Source organism: Streptomyces sp. NPDC039462, from assembly GCF_055639375.1.
Genome location: NZ_JBVKAO010000001.1, coordinates 1,849,158 through 1,866,972, shown reverse-complemented (window position 1 = coordinate 1,866,972; position 17,815 = coordinate 1,849,158). Strand labels below are relative to the sequence as shown.

General features: G+C 69.6%; 15 protein-coding genes and 1 pseudogene. 6 read left to right on the top strand and 10 right to left on the bottom strand.

Annotation, left to right across the window (positions count from 1 at the left end):
• Window positions 1-37: 37 nt before the first annotated feature.
• The gene (locus tag ACZ7LU_RS07620) at window positions 38-1,105 is read right to left on the bottom strand and encodes an NAD-dependent epimerase/dehydratase family protein (RefSeq protein ID WP_471916019.1); all 1,068 of its coding nucleotides are present in this window, start codon (window positions 1,103-1,105) and stop codon (window positions 38-40) included.
• Window positions 1,106-1,197: 92 nt separating this feature from the next.
• On the opposite strand from ACZ7LU_RS07620, the pseudogene ACZ7LU_RS07615 reads away from it, so the two are divergent.
• The 3 genes and pseudogenes from ACZ7LU_RS07615 to ACZ7LU_RS07605 form a co-directional block, all read left to right on the top strand.
• Window positions 1,198-1,658: pseudogene (locus tag ACZ7LU_RS07615) on the top strand (exonuclease domain-containing protein); the annotation flags it as partial.
• A 16-nt stretch (window positions 1,659-1,674) separates the two neighbouring features.
• Entirely contained in the window at window positions 1,675-2,001 is a 327-nt protein-coding gene (locus tag ACZ7LU_RS07610) for a TerD family protein (protein ID WP_471916501.1), read from the top strand.
• A gap of 804 nt (window positions 2,002-2,805) precedes the next feature.
• Entirely contained in the window at window positions 2,806-3,996 is a 1,191-nt protein-coding gene (locus ACZ7LU_RS07605) for a hypothetical protein (RefSeq protein WP_471916018.1), read from the top strand.
• Window positions 3,997-4,036: 40 nt separating this feature from the next.
• Here the strand turns inward: ACZ7LU_RS07605 and ACZ7LU_RS07600 are convergent, their stop codons facing one another.
• Entirely contained in the window at window positions 4,037-5,002 is a 966-nt protein-coding gene (locus ACZ7LU_RS07600) for a helix-turn-helix transcriptional regulator (protein WP_471916017.1), read from the bottom strand.
• A 95-nt stretch (window positions 5,003-5,097) separates the two neighbouring features.
• Between ACZ7LU_RS07600 and ACZ7LU_RS07595 the strand changes: the two genes are divergently transcribed.
• Complete coding sequence (locus ACZ7LU_RS07595) at window positions 5,098-5,463, top strand: VOC family protein (RefSeq protein ID WP_471916016.1); 366 nt, start codon at window positions 5,098-5,100, stop codon at window positions 5,461-5,463.
• Between the two features lie 136 nt (window positions 5,464-5,599).
• On the opposite strand, the gene ACZ7LU_RS07590 is transcribed toward ACZ7LU_RS07595, so the two are convergent.
• Entirely contained in the window at window positions 5,600-7,411 is a 1,812-nt protein-coding gene (locus tag ACZ7LU_RS07590) for an ATP-binding protein (RefSeq protein WP_471916015.1), read from the bottom strand.
• Between the two features lie 895 nt (window positions 7,412-8,306).
• On the opposite strand from ACZ7LU_RS07590, the gene thpR reads away from it, so the two are divergent.
• Both thpR and ACZ7LU_RS07580 read left to right on the top strand, forming a co-directional pair.
• Entirely contained in the window at window positions 8,307-8,963 is a 657-nt protein-coding gene (thpR, locus tag ACZ7LU_RS07585) for an RNA 2',3'-cyclic phosphodiesterase (protein ID WP_471916014.1), read from the top strand.
• A gap of 182 nt (window positions 8,964-9,145) precedes the next feature.
• A complete protein-coding gene (locus tag ACZ7LU_RS07580) occupies window positions 9,146-10,564 on the top strand; it encodes an erythromycin esterase family protein (protein ID WP_471916013.1) in 1,419 nt (472 codons plus the stop codon).
• Here the strand turns inward: ACZ7LU_RS07580 and ACZ7LU_RS07575 are convergent.
• The 7 genes from ACZ7LU_RS07575 to ACZ7LU_RS07545 all read right to left on the bottom strand — a co-directional run bounded on the left by ACZ7LU_RS07575 (window position 10,557) and on the right by ACZ7LU_RS07545 (window position 17,804).
• Window positions 10,557-11,123: an isoprenylcysteine carboxyl methyltransferase family protein gene (locus tag ACZ7LU_RS07575; RefSeq protein WP_471916012.1), complete on the bottom strand. Its 567-nt coding sequence runs from the start codon at window positions 11,121-11,123 to the stop codon at window positions 10,557-10,559. The two genes, ACZ7LU_RS07580 and ACZ7LU_RS07575, sit on opposite strands and share 8 nt — an antisense overlap.
• Window positions 11,124-11,165: 42 nt before the next feature.
• Entirely contained in the window at window positions 11,166-12,098 is a 933-nt protein-coding gene (locus ACZ7LU_RS07570; protein ID WP_471916011.1) for an acyl-ACP desaturase, read from the bottom strand.
• A gap of 58 nt (window positions 12,099-12,156) precedes the next feature.
• Window positions 12,157-13,275 carry a type III polyketide synthase gene (locus tag ACZ7LU_RS07565; protein WP_471916010.1) on the bottom strand — a complete coding sequence of 373 codons (1,119 nt, stop codon included), beginning with the start codon at window positions 13,273-13,275 and terminating at the stop codon, window positions 12,157-12,159.
• A complete protein-coding gene (locus ACZ7LU_RS07560) occupies window positions 13,275-15,389 on the bottom strand; it encodes an MMPL family transporter (protein WP_471916009.1) in 2,115 nt (704 codons plus the stop codon). The genes ACZ7LU_RS07565 and ACZ7LU_RS07560 overlap by 1 nt, the downstream gene beginning before the upstream one ends.
• 47 nt (window positions 15,390-15,436) lie before the next feature.
• On the bottom strand, window positions 15,437-16,660 hold the full coding sequence (locus ACZ7LU_RS07555) for a beta-ketoacyl-[acyl-carrier-protein] synthase family protein (RefSeq protein ID WP_471916008.1): 1,224 nt from the start codon (window positions 16,658-16,660) through the stop codon (window positions 15,437-15,439).
• Complete coding sequence (locus tag ACZ7LU_RS07550) at window positions 16,650-16,919, bottom strand: acyl carrier protein (RefSeq protein WP_468084282.1); 270 nt, start codon at window positions 16,917-16,919, stop codon at window positions 16,650-16,652. The genes ACZ7LU_RS07555 and ACZ7LU_RS07550 overlap by 11 nt, the downstream gene beginning before the upstream one ends.
• 318 nt (window positions 16,920-17,237) lie before the next feature.
• Window positions 17,238-17,804, bottom strand: a complete 567-nt coding sequence (locus ACZ7LU_RS07545; protein WP_471916007.1) for a DoxX family protein — start codon at window positions 17,802-17,804, stop codon at window positions 17,238-17,240.
• Window positions 17,805-17,815 lie beyond the last annotated feature (11 nt).

Here is a 17,815-nt window from a genome sequence, read left to right as displayed (position 1 = left end):
GCCTCCAAGGTCTCCGCGCGTCACCTGCTGCATGCTGTCACCGGCACTGCGTACGGGACACCTTGACGGGCGCATCGCCTGGCCGCCCGCCAGGCCGCCCTGGCGTCCCGTCCGACTCGGGCGCGAGCGCTTTCAGGAGTTGGCGCTCTCGCTCACCGCTGAGGCCGGCCCGGCGGGGCCGGTCCAGGCCCTGCTCCCGCTCCCAACGCAAAGTGTCCGCCAGCATCTCCGCCCGTGGCCGGTGTCGCAGACCTGCCGCGCTTGCCGCAGCGCCGTTGCGAGCGCTGAAGCCGACCCAGTTCGGGTCGGCCACCCACAGCGCGAGCGACTCCGGGCCCATGGCCTGGACCACGTTCTGGCCGAGCAGCCAGGCGTCGTCGGCCTCCATCACCGGGCCGGTGTGCCCGCCGATCTGCCGCGACAGGGCGACCCATTCCCCGAAGGGAACGATGGGGCCGACCGCGTTGTACGTTCCCGTCGTTCCCTTCTCCGCGCAGTCGAGCAGCCATGCTGCGAGGTCTCGCGCATCGATCACCTGCGTCGGGATGCCTGGGGCAGCCGGGACCAGAAGCGGTGCCAGCGGCTCGCGGGCCGCGCGGGCGACCCAGTACCCGGAGCGTCCACTGTGATCACCGGGACCGCCGATCAGTCCTGCTCTCGCGATGAGAAGCCGGTCGCCCACCGAGGCCGCCGCAGCCTCCTCGCAGGCGACCTTGGCCTCCCCGAACTCCTGGTGGTCGACCTCGTCCCGCTTGGCCGCCGGGAGCAGCTCCGCCGACTCGTCAGCGTGTGGCTGCGCATGCGAGGCGTATGCGCTGACCGACGATACGTACGACCAATGGCCAGCTCGCTTACCGAGCTCCGCGAGCGCTTTGCGGACGAACCCCGGCTGCCACGACACCTCGACCACGGCGTCCCAATCCCGGCCCGCCAGACTTTCGTACGCCGTCGGGTCACGCCTGTCCGCAGCAACCAGCACCGCACCGGCGGCCACTTTGCCGCTCTCTCCACGGGCCAGACAGGTCACCCGATGCCCACGTTCCAGTGCCTGCCGCGAGATTTCGCGGCCCACCCACGCCGTTCCGCCCAACACCAAGATGTTCATCAGCGCACTCAAACATGGACAGGCCACCACCGCGTCCCTGTTCTGCTGAGAGCAGGGGCCCACAACGAGCCACCGGATCCCTTCCCTGCTGGGGCCTCATCGCCCGACGGGACCGTGTGCTGTCGATCGCCGTAGTGACCATGGGGCCGGATGGTGAGCAGACCGGAGAGTTCTCGGCGCTGCTGAATCCCGGGTGCGAGCCCGGGCCCGTACATGTCCACGGCCTGACTGCCGAGCGGCTGCGCGGGGCACCGACCTTCGAAGACGTCGCCACGACTACGACTTCCTGGCCCACGAGTTCGCGCGGGCCCGCATGTACCTGCCGGTCTCGCAGCGGCTGTGCACCTTGGCGCTCAACCGACAAGTGGACCTACCGCTCGAAGACATGAAGCTGGGCACGCTGGCGGCCCACTACGGCATATCGCAGACTCGGGCACATGACGCGCTGGACGACACCCGTGTACTCGCCGGGATCGTCCGCGCCACACTCTGGGAGGCCGCCCGGCTCGACCTGCCGCTGCCACTGGTGACCTGCCCGCCCCGGCAGAACTCGCCCGGCCGAGCAGACCATCACCATCGACGTCGCCTCGCTCCCACCCTCCTCCCACAAGGTCGTCATCGCGGCCGCCATCGACGGCGACGCGACCTTCGGGGATGTGGGCGCGGTTCAGATGACCGTCACACCTGGCAGCGGCGCCTCCGCACTGGCAAGGGCCACCCTGGACGCTGCCACATCGGAACGCACCCTGCTCCTCGGTGAGATCTACCGCCGCGGACCCGTCTGGCGCTTCCGCGCCATCGGGCAGGGCTACGACCACGGCTGGCCGACCTCGCACGCGGGTACGGCGTCGACATCACCGACTGAGACACTGCTGGACGCCCACTCGGTGTCTTGAGCAATCGAGGACTTGCTCCAGGCGGCACCGGCCCGTCCTGCAGCAGCCCGTAGCCCTCGCCCACCCCGTGGGCATGAGCGGTACTAGAGTGCACACCATGCCGAGATTCGCCGAGTTCGACGCTTCGTCCCTTGTCACCCAGGCGACGCGTGCAACTGAGAAACGGGCCGTGCCGGCTCAGGCCGGGCCTGCCTGAATCACGCACAGTTACAGTCATCGTGCGATAGCACCACACACGCTCAGGAGGGGCACAAGTGCGGGCTGAACCCCTGCCGATACGCGTGCCGGTCGGGTTCGAGTCGGAACGTTGGACCAGCCGTACAGCTCTCCGTCGGGTTCTGCTGGTGATTCACAACGTGACGTCCGCCGGCCGCCTCATGGACGTGTTGCCGCTCTTCCATGACGACTTCCGCGTGCAGCTACTCGTCACCTCTACGGGGTCCTCCGCTTTCCAGGATGGAATCGAGGAGTTCTCCGCCGGCTTGGGCCTTCCCGTACTGCCTTGGGACCAAGCGCTTTCGACACCGGTAGATCTTGCGGTATCTGCGAGCTTCGGCGGACAGCTCGCTTCCATTCCGGGCAAACTATCCGTTATTTCGCACGGTGTTGGATATACTAAGAAGCTAGCCGAGCCGGGAGCCGGGAGCCGGGAGCCGGGAGCCGGGAGCCGGGAGCCGGGAGCCGGGAGCCGGGAGCGGGCTGTCTCCCGAGTGGCTCTTGGCGGACGGCAAACCGTTCATGGACGGCCTCGTACTGTCGCATCCAGAACAACTGGACCGGTTGCGTCGCGCATGTCCGGAGGCCGTGGATGTCTCCGTGCTCGCCGGTGACCCCTGCTTCGACCGGATGCTCGCAGCGCGCCCGTACCGCGACCGTTTCCGACGGGCCCTGGGCGTGCGAAGGGGCCAGCGGCTCGTCGTGCTCAACTCCACGTGGAACCCCGAGGGCTTCTTCGGCAGCGGCGGCGGCCAAGACCTCCTTCCGGGCCTCCTCCCCCGACTTGCCGCGGAGTTGCCGGCCGACGACTATCGGCTGGCGGCGGTGCTGCATCCGAACATCTGGTACGGCCACGGCCCCGGCCAGGTCCGCGCCTGGCTGGACCAGGCCCTGCGCAGCGGGCTGACTCTCATCGACCCCGCGCACGCCTGGCGACAGGCCCTGCTGGCAGCCGATGCCGTCGTCGGCGACTTCGGCGCCGTCTCCTACTATGCGTCCGCTCTGGGCCTCCCGGTACTGCTGGCGGCCGGAGGTCAGGACCGGCTGGACCCCGAAACGCCGCTCGCCGCGTTCGTCCGGGACGCACCGCGGCTCGATCCGTACGCCCCGTTGCGTCCCCAGGTGGAGCGGCTGATGGCCGAGCACCGCTCGGCCGCTGATCCCGGGGAGTTCGTCACCTCAGCACCGGGAGCCTCGGCGGCGCTCCTGCGGCAGCACTTCTATGCTCTGTTGGACCTCCCGGAGCCCGCTGCCCCCGCTCTGCTGGAACCATTGCCCCTGCCTCCCTACGACCCACCACGGCGGACCGTTCCACTCCGCGTGCTCACGCGTGTTGCCGCCACCGACATCGTGGTCGAGCGAGCCACCGAGCACCCCTATGACGCCGACGGTGACGTGCATCTGGCGGTGCACGAGGAGACCAGGGATCCGGGCTGCCTGGAGTTGGCCGACGTGATCCTGCGGGACGACTCGGCAGAAGACCCGCGCCTCGGCGGCCCGGAGGTGTGGACGGCCGAGACCCTGGCGCGGCACAAGCACTGCGCAGTTGCCGCATACGTGACCGGCCCGGACACCTGCACCGTGCGTAGCCGCGGACACGGTCTGCTCCGCCTGTCCGCGCACCCGGGGGCGGATGCTGATCCGGCGGCGTATGCCTCGGCGTTGTATGCGTGGCTGGCCGACGGCGGCAGCGTTCCGTGCGAAGGCTCCATCACACTCCAGGTGCATGCCGCCGGCGACGTGCACCCGGTGACCGTGACGGCCCGCCAGCTGTACTGACCGGAGACGTTGATGGAGGGCAGGATGTTCCGATCGGCAATCATGAGGCCGGGGTTGAGTGCCTTTCAGCCAGGTCTCTGGCGAGCTGACTGATGCGTTCGCGGGCTGTCTCTGGGGCGAGTATCTCGATGTGGTCGCCGAACTGGAGGAGCTGGCGCACTGACTCGATGTCGGGGTAGCGGACGATGACGATGCACCAGCCGTTCTCCGCGTCGGAGATGTCGTGAATGCGGTTGCCGAGAATGCGCCATGCCAGGTCGATGCCATTTTCTGGCAGACGGACGGTCACGCTCACGCGACCTTGCCCCTCGGTTCGTTCCTTCAATGCGGCCCATCTGGTGCGGAGGGTTTCGCCTGGTCGGAGAGCAGCGGGCGCGTCGAGTTCTTCGTAGGACGAGAGTCGTTCCAGAGCGAACAGTCGACCGTCCCCCTGGTCATCGGCGATGAGATACCAGCGGCCTGATTTCGCCACGATCCCGTACGGGTCGACCACCCGCGTTGAGGCCTGCTTCTCGGCGCTGCGCCGGTACTGGATTCGCAGCCGACGTCGGCGTCGCAGGGCCGATGCCAGATCCGCTACGTCGACCGCTGCCTCTGAGTCAGCAAACCACCCGGTGCTGTCCACCAGCACCAGGTCCGCCAGTTGCAGCAGGCTCGGCGACCCAGGTGCTACAGCCTGCCGGGCGGCCATCTTGCGCGCGGCCGACTCCCACACCGCAGACAGGCCCATACGCTCAAGTTGCGCGCTGTCCAAGCCGGCTACGGAGAGGGCCTCCAGCTCTGGCGGTTCCAGATGGGATGCGTTGAGCCGTGCACTGGGGAGCAAGACGATCCCACCGTTCCGCCCGCGTTCGGCATAGACGGGCACACCTGCTGTCGAGAGCGCCTCGACATCCCGCAGCACGGTCCGCCGAGACACTTCCAGACGCTCGGCGAGCTCGGTGGTGGTGATGCGCTGACGGGTCTGCAGGAGCAGCAAGAGGTGCAACAGCCTCGAAGCCTTCATGCTGACTGATGTTCGCAGAAAAGGTGACAGGTTCTGTCGTGATGAGGCGATCAACTGGAGCGGTACCGAGACTTCAACGATCTGAGGAGCGCTCCATGCCCGCACCCAACCTGTTCCTGATCGGCGTCCGCGACGCCGAGGCCGCTACCGCCTTCTACAGCGACCTGTTCGAGATCGAACCGACCTTCACCAGTCCCCACTACGTAGCATTCGAGGTTGCCCCCGGTGTCCTGTTCGCGCTGTGGACGGGCTACAGCGAGCAAACGGTCCCGAGCACCCCTCGCACCAGCGAAGTCGGGCTGATGGTCTCCGGAGCAGCGACTGCGATTGACGAGATCTTCACGAGTTGGGTCTCGAAGGGAGTCCATGTCGTGGAGGAGCCGCACGACGCTGTCTTCGGCCGCACGTTTGTGATCACCGACCCCGACGGCAACCTCATCCGAGTCTCCCCCGTGGACTGATCTGCACGCCCCTACCCACACGTCTAGTCGTCGAAGGGCCGGCCACACACGATGGTCGGCCCTTCAGTCTGGATCCTCACGACCCCGGATATCGCCGAGCAAGACAACCATTGATCAACGTCCCCGACCAGTACAGCTAGCCGTTGCCCTCGCAGCGCAGCCGGAGCCCGGCGAGGTACCGCAGGTGCGGAGCGGCCGCCGGTGTCAGGAGATGCTCCGCTTCGGTGATCTTCGTCAGCGCTTCGGCGTTCTCCCCCGCGTCGAGGAGAGTCTCCGCCAGGTCGGTGAGAGCACGTGCGCGGTTGTAGCTCTCCCCCTGGTCCTTGAAGAAGTCCGTCGCAGACTCCAGCTGGTGTCGCGACTCCGCCAACCGCCCCATCCCTCGCAGGGCACGCCCCTGGTGGCGCTCGATCAGGGCGAGCGCGCGCGCCACGTCCCGCGCCCCCTCCTGTCCAGCGGTGATCCGGCGGTAGATGCGCTCGGCCTCTCCGAACTGCTCGAAAGCGGCCTCGTAGCGCCATTGGTAGAGGTACAAGAGCCCTAGCAGCTCGACGGACGAAGCCTCACCTCGTACGTGCCCATCCGCGCGCTCGCACGCGATGGCAGCGCGCACCTCACGCGCGGCTTCCTCCCACTGCTGAAGTTCCCCCAGGCAGTGACCGAGTTGGAAGTGGAGCCCGGCCGCTGTGCGGGAGTGCGGACTGCGTTCGTCGGCGCACCTGGCCGCCACGCGCAGCGCGGGCAGCACCTCGTCCCAACATCCGGCCTTCAGCTGAAGTGGCCACAGGGCCCGAGCCAGCCGCAGCGCCGTCGTGAAATGCTGATACTCCACGGCCACAGCTACCGCTCGGACCACGTTGCCGGTCTCCGCCACCAGCGCCGCGACACCCTCCGCTTCGTCACGGTAGGCGTCCCCGTCCTCCGGCGCAGGTTCGGTGCGCCAGCTCTGCGGCAGTGCGGCATGGGCCGCGTGCAGGGCGCGGTTGAGGAGAAAGTCGAGCGCACGCTCCACGGCGGCGGAGCACTCGGGGATGCCGTGCGCGGGGCCTGCGGTGTCGGCCAGACAGCGCCGCACTTGGGGACGGAATCGGTAGCGCTCGTCCCCCACCGCGTCCAGCAGCTGGGCCTCCGAAGCCTCAGCGAGCATCCGGGCCGCCTCTTCGGGCGTCGTGTCTGCGGCTGCGGCAGCGAGGCGTGCGTCGATGGAGGGCCAGCCGCCCAGCGCCGTCAACCTGATGAGCCGCACCGTCTCCGGCCGGAGGACGTCACAGGCGGCCTGGACGGTGTCCCGCACAGGATCACGCCCCGGTGCTCCGGCCCTTGTCTCCGGAGCACCCTGCTCGGACGGCTCGGTTGCCTCTGTCTGGAGTCGCAGTGCCTCGGCCTTCAGCGCAAAAGCGTTCCCCTCACACCGCGCGAGCAGGCGCGGCATCCGGGCCTTGGCGCGCGCGACCTTCTCCGGCCCGGCCACCTTCCTCATCATCTGCACCGCGTACCGGTCGCTCAGGGGAGGAACAGCGACGCGCTCCGCCTCCAGCGCAAAGGGCCGACCGGAGACGATCACCAGCAGGAATACGTCAGGAGTGGCCGGAACAAGACTGCGGACCTGGGCGGCTGAGGAAGCATGATCGACCACCACCAGAGCCCTGCGACCAGCGGTGAGCCGACGGTAGAGCTGTTCGCGGCCTGAGGCGGTGGGAGGCATCCGATCCGGCGGGGCTCCCATCTGCCGCAGCAGACGCAGCAGCACAGTGGCGGGCTCCGGGCCGTGCCCGCCGGCGGTGTCCCGCAGGTCGACGTAGAACTGCCCGTCGGGGAACTGGGCGTGCAGCGCCGCGCCCAGATGCAGGGCCACCGCGGTGGTGCCGATCCCCGGCGGTCCATGGAGCAACGCGACGCGCGGCCGCCCATCGGCCCGGCGCGTCGCCTCCCGCTTCAGCTGTTTCAAGACTCTCTGGCGATTGGTGAAGTCCCTTGACGCGGGCGGAAGTCCGGCTGCTGGGGTCAGCGCCATCGCCTGCCCGGGGAAGCTACGTACGAGGAGCGCCCACTCGCCTGCCTGCTGGGGGTCATGGCCCAGGCGCGCGTGAACCTGGCCCGCCAGGGTCTGCCACTCCTCCGGCCCTGTCGGCAGCGGTGTTTCCCTTCCCAGGGTCCTTCTCGCCATCGCCCCGGCCGACAGGAGCGTCTGCTTGCCTATCTCTCCCGCGGCGCCGTTCCACGCCGCAGTGAGAAAGGCAGTCAGCGCACTCAACGCTACGGTCTCCAGCACGTCAGGCCCTCCCTTGTCTCTGCCGGACTGTATCGCCACCGCTACAGCCAGCGAAAACCTTTGAGCTCGCGTCAACTCCGCATTGCCGGAAGGCTCATGCTGTGGACATGAATCTCCCGGTCCCCTAGACCAGGCAACCCCGACATTCCCCAGAGGGGTCACCGTCGTACCCCTACATCGCTGAATGACGAAGACCGAATCAGAGCTGCTACGACGTTGGGTGAACGGCTGGACCGTGGCGCGCACTCTGCCCGAGGCCGAGCCGGTCGAGTCCGCATCCTCAGCATGCGCCCGCCACCCCGTACGAGCGCGAGGTCCGCACAGAGGGGCCGGTCACGGTCGTCTCCCTCCACTCGGTAGGACTGGCTCACGCTGGCCGATCTGTCCTCGCACAAGGGCGCACTCCTGCGGGTCTCACCGAACCGCCCCACGCCCGACGACTGACAGTGGCCACCACGAACAGCGACGACCCAGTGGCGGAGGCGGGCCGGAGCAGGGTGCGTAGCCACACGCCGTACTCTTCGGTACCGCCCTCGCTGTGACGCGCATGAGGGGCTCGGACGCATGAGGTATGAAGACGTCCGTGACCGAACCGCCCCAGACCGCCACCCAGCACGCCTTTATCGCCCTTGCGCCGCCCGATGGCGCGAAGAAGGAACTGGCGGCTGCCCTGAGCCCGGCCTATGCCGCCTATCCCGACCTGCGCTGGAACCGCATCGAGGACTGGCACATCACCCTCGCCTTCCTGGGCGAGCTGCCGGTGCGGGTCGTCCAGCGGCTTCGTTCGCCCCTCGCCGACCTGGCGGCCACCCGCCCCTCACTCGAACTGGCGTTGATCGGTGGTGGACACTTCGACGAGCGCGTGCTGTGGAGCGGCATCGAGGGCGACCTCGACCAACTGCACGACCTGGCCGAAGCAGTAAGGGCGTTGGTCAGGGACTGTGATGTCGACTTTCCCGAGCGTCCGCTGCGTCCCCACCTCACGCTGGCCCGCGCTCGTCGCAACGACAACGCGTCCGTGAAGGCGGCGGCCGCCTGCCTCGACGGCTTCACCGGACGCCCTTGGCAGGCCGAGCGCCTCCACCTGGTCGGCAGCACGATAAGAGGCCACTCAGGCCCGCGGCGCTATCGCGACATCGACGCGTGGCCCCTGGCCACTGCCCGCCTTGGGCAAGCAGCCACGCGCTCCGGGCCAACTGCACAACGGTTCTCGCCGGATGAGGGTTGACTACGCACGCCATATGGAACCCCACGTCTCATTCCCGTCCAGGACCAGGGGAGCAGGACCCGGGACCAGGACCAGGACCAGGGTCCTGGTTTTCGTTCCTGAACGGGTGGAGCTAACTCCCGGGCGGTTCGGGGGGCGCACTGGATGGTCCGGGGCATGCCCGCGCGGCGAGAGTTGGGCTCATGAGAACGCACAAGACCCTGCTCGCCGCCCTCCTCGTCCCGCTCGGTGCCACCCTGGCCGTCATCCCGGCCGCCTCCGCTGCCACTCCGCCCGCCTCGCCCGCCGCCTCGACCGCCGCATCGGTCTCCGCCGATGCCGCCGCGCCGGCTGGCCCGAAGGGGGCCGCGCCCGCCGCGTTCCGCTCCCCGGAGGCGGCCCTTGGCCGGGCGGCCCACCCGCTGCGCACCACCGAGCCGCGCGGTGGCCTGACCGATCTCGGCCCGCTCGGCCAGATGGTCGGCGACGCCCGGGTGGTGGGCCTGGGCGAGGCCACCCACGGCTCGCACGAGTTCTTCACCGTCAAGCACCGAATCTTGCGGTACCTGGTGGAGAAGAAGGGCTTCCGGGCCTTCGCTCTCGAAGCCCCCTGGAGCACCGGACTGCGGCTCGACGCCTACCTCACCCGCGGCGAGGGCGACTTGAAGCAGATCATGGACGAGGAGTTCCAGGGCACCTACCAGTTCTGGAACACCAGCGAGTACCGCGATCTGCTCCAATGGATGCGCGCGTACAACGTCAAGCACCCCAAGGACCCCCTCCGCTTCGTCGGCGACGACAACGGGTTCGCCGGTGCCGAGCTGTACGACAAGGTGAGCGCCTACGCGGCCGCGGCCCGGCCCGAACTCAGCCCGCGGCTCACTGAGTTGTACCGGGGCCTGCGGCCCACCACCGACGCCGAGACGTACGTCAATGACTACCTGTCGAAGCCGCTGGCCGAACGCAAGGATCTCGCCGAGCGGACCGGCCGGGCACTAAACCTGCTCGAACAGCGGCCCGGCAAGGACGCCGACGGGCACGCCTGGGCCGTCCAGCACGCCACCGCGATCCACCAGATGACCACCATGTACGCCTTTGACTGGGACGACCCAAAGGCCGTCCCTGACGCCATGCGCTACCGCGACCAGGTCATGGCACAGAACGTCGCCTGGTGGCAGCGGCAGACGGGCGACAAGATCCTGCTCTCCGCCCACAACAGCCACATCGCCCTCAAGACGTACGTCCCGAATACGCATCCGAAGGCCCAAGGCGACTTCCTTCGCGAACAGTTGGGCCGCCACTACCTGAGTGTGGGCCTCACCTTCGACCGGGGCTCGTTCAACGCCTTGGGCCAGGACGGCGGCGTCCACCGGTTCGCCGTCGGGCCAGCCGCACCCGGCACCACCGAGCACACCCTGGACCGGGTACGCCACCGCGACTTCATGGTGGACCTGCGCAACGCCCCCGCCCCGGCCCGCGCCTGGCTCGCCGAGTCACGCACCGTCAAGAACATCGGCGCCACCTACCCCTGGAACGGCAACGCCGCCAAGATCCGGCTCGCGAAGACCCACGACATCCTGATCCACCTTCACCGGGTGAAGGCGGCCGACATGCTCAAGTAGCGTCGGACCCGCACCGCGAACAGGCCCGCGCCACTGGCCACAGCACCGCGTTCTCCGTGCGGACGCGGACGGCGAGCCAAGGCGTGTTGGCGATGGTGAAGAGCACGGCAGTGATCCATGCGGTGTGGACGAGGGGCAGGGCGACGCCTTCGAACAGGACGATGAGGTAGTTGGGGTGCCGCATCCAACGGTAGGGGCCGGTGGTGACCAGCGGCAGCCCGGGCACGACGATGACGCGGGTGTTCCATCGGGGGCCGAGCGCCCTCATGCACCAGGCGCGGCCTGCCTGCACGAGGACGAGGACGGCCAGCGCCGGCCAGCCGATCAGAGGGACGAAGGCACGGTCGGCGAGGGCCACCTCCGCAACGGTCCCGACGAGCAGGCAGACATGGAGGGCGATCATGACGGGGTGGTGGCGTTGCCCGTACTCGATGCCGCCGCAGTCGATGGCCCATCGCGCGTTGCGGCGGGCAGTTGTCAGTACGACCAGGCGCACGACGGTCACCGCGGTCACGAGAACGTACAGACTTACGGGGATCGTCTCCCAACCCAGGGGCATGTCGGATCGTCCTTCTCACTCCCGGACAGCGGAATCTTCGTCTTACGCGTTCGCGAGCCGGTCGAGGCGTTCGGCCAGGGCGCGGTATCTGCCGGCACGGTCCTCTGATGCGTCCATGTGCACGGCGATCTCCTCCTGGGCGCGCTGTCCGACTGGTGTGAGTCCGGAGGTGTCGAGAGCGCCGAGCATGCGGACGAAGGGAAGGGCGATGTCCTTGTAGTACGTCTCCGGTGAGAGGATGCCCGACCTGGCCAGGGAGCTGACCAGCCGGCCGAAGCCGGGTGCGGCGTGGCCGGGGGGACGGAATGTCTTGAGGACTGTGGCCACAGCCTGCAGCGTGCGGTCGGGGTGCATGCGCATACATGCCTGGAGGGCGGTCCGGTAGAAGAGCATGTGCCGGTTCTCGTCGTGGGCGATGCGCTGCATCAGAGCCCCGCACACCGGCTCGTCGCACAGTCGGCGGATTCCCTGGTAGCTGACGCGGGTGCCGAGTTCCTGGAGGGTGACGTAGACCAGAGAGGCGATGAGGTCGCCGCGGTAGTCGATGTCGTAGCCGTGCTGCACATGGGCGGCGCGGGCGTCCTCCAGAAGCACCGGATCGGCACTGCGGGTGACCACGAGGTAGTCACGGATGGCGGTGCCGTGCCTGGCCTCCTCCATGGTCCATCGATTGACCCAGACACCCCAAGGGCCGTCGAGCGACAGCATGTCCCCGATCACCCGGTGGTAACTGGGCAGGTTTTCCTCGGTGAGCAGAGTGTAGAGAAGGCCGTCCCGAGCGGCCGCCTTCAGTTTCTGCTGGGAGGAGTCCCATGGCTCTCCTTCGAGAAGACCGTCGTAGTCACGGCCCTGGCTCCACGGGACGTACTGGTGCGGGTACCAGTCGACGGTCGTCCGGAAATGCGTGTCGAGAGCGTCGGCGACCACCGGTTCGAGGTCGATCAGGATGCGTACGTCTGCGGGGATGGCGGGCACGGTCCGTGACACCTTTCTAATCAGGCGGTCGGCAGGTTTGGGTGGCGGCGGGCGGCCCCTACCAACGGAGGAGGACCAGTTCGATGGCGAACCCGGGTCCCATGGCGGCGACCAGGCCGGGTGTGTTCGCAGGCGGCGGTGTCTCCATGGCCGCGTGCAGGATGTCCAGTACGGAGACCGAGGAGAGGTTGCCCCGCTCGGCCACGGACCTCCGGGTGAGCTCCAAGGCGCTGGGCTGCAGGCCCAGGGCCCGCTGCACACCGGTGAAGACCTTCGGTCCGCCACCGTGGATGATCCAGCTCGCGATCTGGTCCGGCGACAGTTCATGCCGCGCGAGGAGCCCTTGGACGGCCGTGGGCAAGTGCTTCTCAGTGAGCGTCGGGACCTCGGGCGACAGCAGGATCCGGAAGCCGTGGGAGCCGATGTCCCAGCCGAGGACGTCCTCGGTGCCGGGGACCAGCAGGCTGTGGGTGTCCACCAGCTCGGGCCCGGCGGTGCGGCCGCCCCGCCGGGCTCCGAAGGCCACGACGGCGGCCGCACCGTCCCCGAAGAGGCTGCCGGCGACGATGTTCGCGACGGAGCCGTCCGCGCGCTGGTGCGCCAGTGTGCACAGTTCCACGGCGAGCAGGACGGCCACTTGGCCGGGGTGGGCCAGCAAGTAGTCATGGAGCCGGGCCAGACCTGCGGCGCCTCCTGCGCAGCCGTTGCCGAACAGCGGGATGCGTTTGACGTCAGGCCGGAGCCCGACCCGGTGGGCGAGCCGGGCCTCCAGCGACGGCACGGCAAGGCCGGTGACGGTGGTGCTGATCACCGCGTCGACCTCCTCAGGCCGGACGCCTGCGGTGCGCAGTGCGCCGGTCAGCGCCTGTTCCCCCAGCTCCATGGCGGTGTCGAGCCAGATGCGGTTCTGCTCGGTGAAGTCCTCCCGGTGGGCGAGCTCGACGAGCTTCTCCAACGGCAGGGACAGCGAGCGGGTCTCCACACCCGAGTTGGCGTGGATCTTTCGGAGTACCAGAGCGCCCGTCTCGGACTCCAGCAGCGTCGTGCGGGCCAGCGCGGCCAGGATCTCCTCCTGCCGGTACTGATACGGCGGGAAAGCCGTCCGGATCGCCACCACCTGTGGGCCGGCGGCCTCCGACTGCCGGGTGCGGTCATGCGTCGCCTGACGCGTCGGCATCAGCTTCCGCCTTTCTTCACAGGTGTAGTGATCAACAACGGGGACCTGATGCGGGCCGGGGCCCACCAGTTCGCCGGGCCGAGGGCCGCCATGACGGCGGGCACCAGGACTCCCCGCACCAGCACGGCGTCCACGAGCGCGCCGAGTGCGACGCCGATGCCGATGAACTTGAGCAGGGCGACGTGGGAGGTGGCCATGGCCGCGGTCGAGATCGCCACGGCTGCCGCAGCGGACGTCATCAGCCGGCCGGTGCGGGCGACGCCCTCGACGATCGAGGTGCGGTTGTCGCCGCAGCGGTCGTACTCCTCGCGGATACGGCCGAGCAGGAAGACCTCGTAGTCCACCGACAGGGCGAGCGTGATGAACAGGACGAACAGCAGGGTCGAGGCGTCCAGTGTTCCCGTCGCCGTGAAGTGACCGAGTACCGCGCTGCCGTGGCCGTCCTGGAAGAGGACGACGAGCGCGCCGAGGCTCGCCCCGAGGCTGACGGTGGCCACGAGCAGGGCTTTCAGGGGCGCGACCAGCGTACGGGTGAAGGCGCCGAGGAGGGCCAGAAGCCCCACCGTCAGCAGAAACAGGCACCACGGGAGGGCGTCGAGGACGGCGTCCGACGTATCGACGACCTCGGCGGCTCGCCCGCCTACCGCCACGCTGCCCGGGGCGGAGATCTGTCGTACCTCGCGCACCACGGTGTTCGCCTCCGGCGTGCCGGGGGCGGCGGACGTCGCCGCCAGCAGCACGAGGGCCTCACCGGACGGAGCCACACGCACCACACGGACACCGGTGATGCCCGGGACACGGCTGAGTCGGTCGCCGTAAGCCGGGGCACCGTCCGTCGCCCGCGGTCCGGTGACGACCACGGTGAGGAGCCGCTCCGGTGGCGCGGCGAACTCGGCGCGTACACGCTCGGCCGCGACGGCGGCCGGAGCCGACGAAGGCAGCGTGCGTTCATCCACGACGCCGAGCTGTGCGTGGGTGAAGGGCAGGGCCAGCAGGGCAAGCAGCAGCACCGCGAGGCCGCCCGCCAGGAGGGGCCGTGCGGTGACCGTGGACGTCGTGCGATGCCAGAAGCGACTGACGTCCCCGGTACGGGCACGCCGCCACCGCGCCAGCGGGTCCCACGCCTGGGCCCGGGGGCCGAGCAGGCGCAGACAGGCGGGCAGCACGGTCAGGGCGACCAGCGCCGCCAGTACGGTGACGATCATGCCCGCCAGGGACAGTGCGCGCAGCATCGGCACCGGCACCACCAAGGCGGTGGCGAGGCATACGGTGACGGCGGCGGCGGAGAACGCGATCGAACGGCCGCTGGAGCGGCGGGCGGCCGCCAGCGCCGTGTGCAGGTCCGCGCCCCGCGCGGTCTCCTCCCGTACGCGGGCCAGCAGGAAGAGGCTGTAGTCGACGGCCAGGCCGAAGCCGATCGCCGAGGCGGCGTTCACCGCGACCCGTGACACGTCGGCCACCTGCGCGAGCAGGCCCAGGACCGGGATGGTGCAGCCGATGGCCAGCGCGGCCACGACGACGGGCAGCAGCGCGGACACCACGGACCCGTAGGCGAAGACCAGGACGATGAAGAGCACCGGCGCGGCCAGCAGTTCGGCCCGGCTCAGATCGCGCTCGATGGTCTCGTCGATCTCCCGGTTGGCCCACACCTCGCCGCTGGGCTCCACCCGCATCCCCGGGACGGCCGAGCGGGCCGCCGCCACCACACCGGGCGCCACCTGTCTGCGTTCCTTGTCCGTGCCCTTCAGCCGTACGGCGACCAGCTGGGTCCGTCCGTCCTTGGAGCGCAGCCATGTGTCACCGGTGGTCTGTGCCGACCACACGGTCTTGACGTCGCGCTGACCGGCCAGCTTCTCCGTCACCGCTGTGGTGCCGTCCCGGACGCCGGCCTCGCGTTCACCGCCGCTGCGCTGCGAAACGGCCAGGAGCAGATCGGGCGTGGGCACGCCGAACCGCTCTGCCTGCCGTCCGGCACGTGTCGCCTCCGTGTCCGTCGCGACGGCGCCACCCGTGCTCAGCGCCGAGAAGGCGACCGGGGCAAGTGCCCCCGCGCACACCGCCGCCAGCAGGGCGCTCACCACCACAAGCCAGGCCCGGCGCCGCACCGCATCCATCCGTGTGCCTCCGTCCCGCATCCGCCGGAGACGGCGTCCGGCTCCCACTAGGAAGCCGTGAACAGCAGAACGGCGTTCTGGCCGCCGAAGCCGAAGGAGCAGCTGATGCCCACGTCGCCGCGCGTGGGGCGGGGACGCCCGGCGACGATGTCCAGCTTGTCGTCCCCGTTCTGACCGTCGAAGTTCGCCACGGGCGGCACGGCCGCATGGCGCAGCGCGAGAACCGTGTACGCCGCCTGGATCGCCCCGGCCGCCCCCAGCGCGTGCCCGATCACGCCCTTGGACGCGGTGACCGGCGGCCCGTCGTCACCGAAGACGCGGACGAGGGCGCGTGCCTCGGCCGCGTCGTTCAGCGGGGTGGAGGTGCCGTGCGCGTTGACGTGGCCGACGTCCCCCGGCCCGCACCCGGCGTCCGCGAGAGCGGTGTGGATGGCGCGGACCGCGCCGTCGCCCTGCGGGTGCGGGGCGACGGGATGGTGCGCGTCGGCGCCGGCACCGTAACCTCGCAGCAGTGCCAGGACGGGAGCCCGGCGGGCCCGAGCCGCGCACGCGCGTTCGAGGACGAGGATGCCGGCGCCCTCACCCAGGACGAAGCCGTCACGTTGCGCGTCGAACGGCCTGCTGGCCAGGGCCGGTTCGGTCCTGCGCCGGGACAGTGCCCGCATCCGCGTGAAGCACGTGGCCGTCATGCGTGAGCGAGCCGACTCGCTGCCGCCCGCCAGCACGATGTCGCAGGTACCGGATCGCAGCAGGTCACGGGCGACTCCGAGCGCGGTGGCACCGGACGCGCAGGCGCTGGCCGTGGTGAAGTTGGGGCCGCGCACGCCCAGGTCGATGGCGACCTCGCCCGCGGCCATGCTCGGCACGCTGCGCGACAGCGCGAGCGGCGAGACCCGCTCCGGCACCCCGGCGCCGAGGTGGCCGAACTCAGTGACGTAGGTACTCAAACTGTTCGACCCGACACCCAGCACGACACCGACCCGCTCCGCTTCCCAGGTACGACGATCGAGGCCCGCGTCGGCGACGGCCCGCCGGGCGGCGACGAGGGCGAACTGGATGAAGCGGTCCAGGCGCCGCGCCGGCGCCCGGCCCAGCTCCGTCTCGGCGTCGAAGTCCGTCACCCGGCAGGAGAAGTCGACCGGCAGCCCCGCCAGGTCGGGGTCCGTCGCGGCCAGCGAGCGCCCCCGGCACAGGGCCGCCCAGTTCGCCTCCGCCGTGTGCCCGGCCGGAGTCACCAGCCCCAGCCCGGTGACCGCGATCTCAGCGCGCATGCTCGAACGCCCGAGCCGCCTCGCCCAGGGTCGAAGACGGGCGCAGGTCCAGGGTGTTCTCGGGCAGGACGATCCCGTACTCCTCCTCCGCCGCCACCACCAGCTCGAACAGCGACAGCGAGTCCAGGCCGAGACTCTCGAACGTCGTCCTGCCGGAGAGCTCACCGGCATCCGCCTTCACATCAAGGTGGCCGGTCAGCAGGGCCACCAACTCCTCGGGAAGGTCCGACTCCGTCGCGTTCTCCGCCGCCTGCGTCATGCCTGGGTCTCCTGTTCCTCGCCGCGAGAGGGCCCTGCGGCGCGCTGCCCGCGTACATCCGTCTGAAGGCCACGCGCGGGAACCTTGCGTCTCAAGCCACCCCACGTGCCGACCGAGCCGGTCCAACGCCTGCCGCCCGGCCGCACCCAGCTTGAACTGCGCGCCACTGTGTGAACACCAGCGACGGGTGGAGGGAACGATCTGTCACTCGTTAGGCCCCGTAAGGCCGTTCCAGCCATGGCCATCCAGGACCAGTACTTGCAGGCGGGATCTTCCGGCACCGGTCCGCGCCGGAAGACCCCTTACCCCACAGGGATCTCAGGCGCGGAGGGTCACCAGAACGATGCCGGCCGCCGCGGCGCCGAATGCCACGGCGGCGAGACCGTGGGAAAGCCGGTGTGCGCGCAGTACGGGGAGGAACCGGTCGGCCGCGAACCTACCGGGTCCGGTCAGTGCCAGGCTCGCGGCGGCGGCGAGGAGCAGCAGTTCGAACTCGATGCCGGCGGGGCTGAAGAATCCGCCGCCCCACTTGACGGCGACGACGTTGAGCATGACGCCCACGACGCCCGCCGCGGCGAGCGGGGTGAGCAGGCCGATGACGAGCCCCAGGCCGCACAGGGTCTCGGTGAGCCCGGCGATCACGGCCATGGTGTGCGCGGCCTCGTAACCGCTGCCCGCGAAGAACCCCGCGGCGCCGTCCAGGCCGCCGCCGTCGAACCAGCCGAAGAGCTTCTGGGTTCCGTGGGCGGCCATGGTCAGGCCGACCGTCCAGCGCAGCAGCAGGAGCCCGAGGTCACTGCCGGACCAGGAAGGCGCGGGAAGGGATGTGGCGTCGTTCGGGGACGTGGCGCCGGCAGGGGTGCTGTTACTGGTGAAAACGGACATGGGTGTCTCTC

Bases quoted from the DNA above. Each gene is read 5' to 3' on its own strand.
- ACZ7LU_RS07575 (WP_471916012.1), bottom strand. From the start codon at position 11,123: ATGCCCCTGGGTTGGGAGACGATCCCCGTAAGTCTGTACGTTCTCGTG.
- ACZ7LU_RS07545 (WP_471916007.1), bottom strand. From the start codon at position 17,804: ATGTCCGTTTTCACCAGTAACAGCACCCCTGCCGGCGCCACGTCCCCG.
- ACZ7LU_RS07580 (WP_471916013.1), top strand. From the start codon at position 9,146: ATGAGAACGCACAAGACCCTGCTCGCCGCCCTCCTCGTCCCGCTCGGT.
- ACZ7LU_RS07595 (WP_471916016.1), top strand. From the start codon at position 5,098: ATGCCCGCACCCAACCTGTTCCTGATCGGCGTCCGCGACGCCGAGGCC.
- thpR (WP_471916014.1), top strand. From the start codon at position 8,307: ATGAAGACGTCCGTGACCGAACCGCCCCAGACCGCCACCCAGCACGCC.
- ACZ7LU_RS07600 (WP_471916017.1), bottom strand. From the start codon at position 5,002: ATGAAGGCTTCGAGGCTGTTGCACCTCTTGCTGCTCCTGCAGACCCGT.
- ACZ7LU_RS07555 (WP_471916008.1), bottom strand. From the start codon at position 16,660: ATGCGCGCTGAGATCGCGGTCACCGGGCTGGGGCTGGTGACTCCGGCC.
- ACZ7LU_RS07560 (WP_471916009.1), bottom strand. From the start codon at position 15,389: ATGGATGCGGTGCGGCGCCGGGCCTGGCTTGTGGTGGTGAGCGCCCTG.
- ACZ7LU_RS07550 (WP_468084282.1), bottom strand. From the start codon at position 16,919: ATGACGCAGGCGGCGGAGAACGCGACGGAGTCGGACCTTCCCGAGGAG.
- ACZ7LU_RS07565 (WP_471916010.1), bottom strand. From the start codon at position 13,275: ATGCCGACGCGTCAGGCGACGCATGACCGCACCCGGCAGTCGGAGGCC.
- ACZ7LU_RS07620 (WP_471916019.1), bottom strand. From the start codon at position 1,105: ATGAACATCTTGGTGTTGGGCGGAACGGCGTGGGTGGGCCGCGAAATC.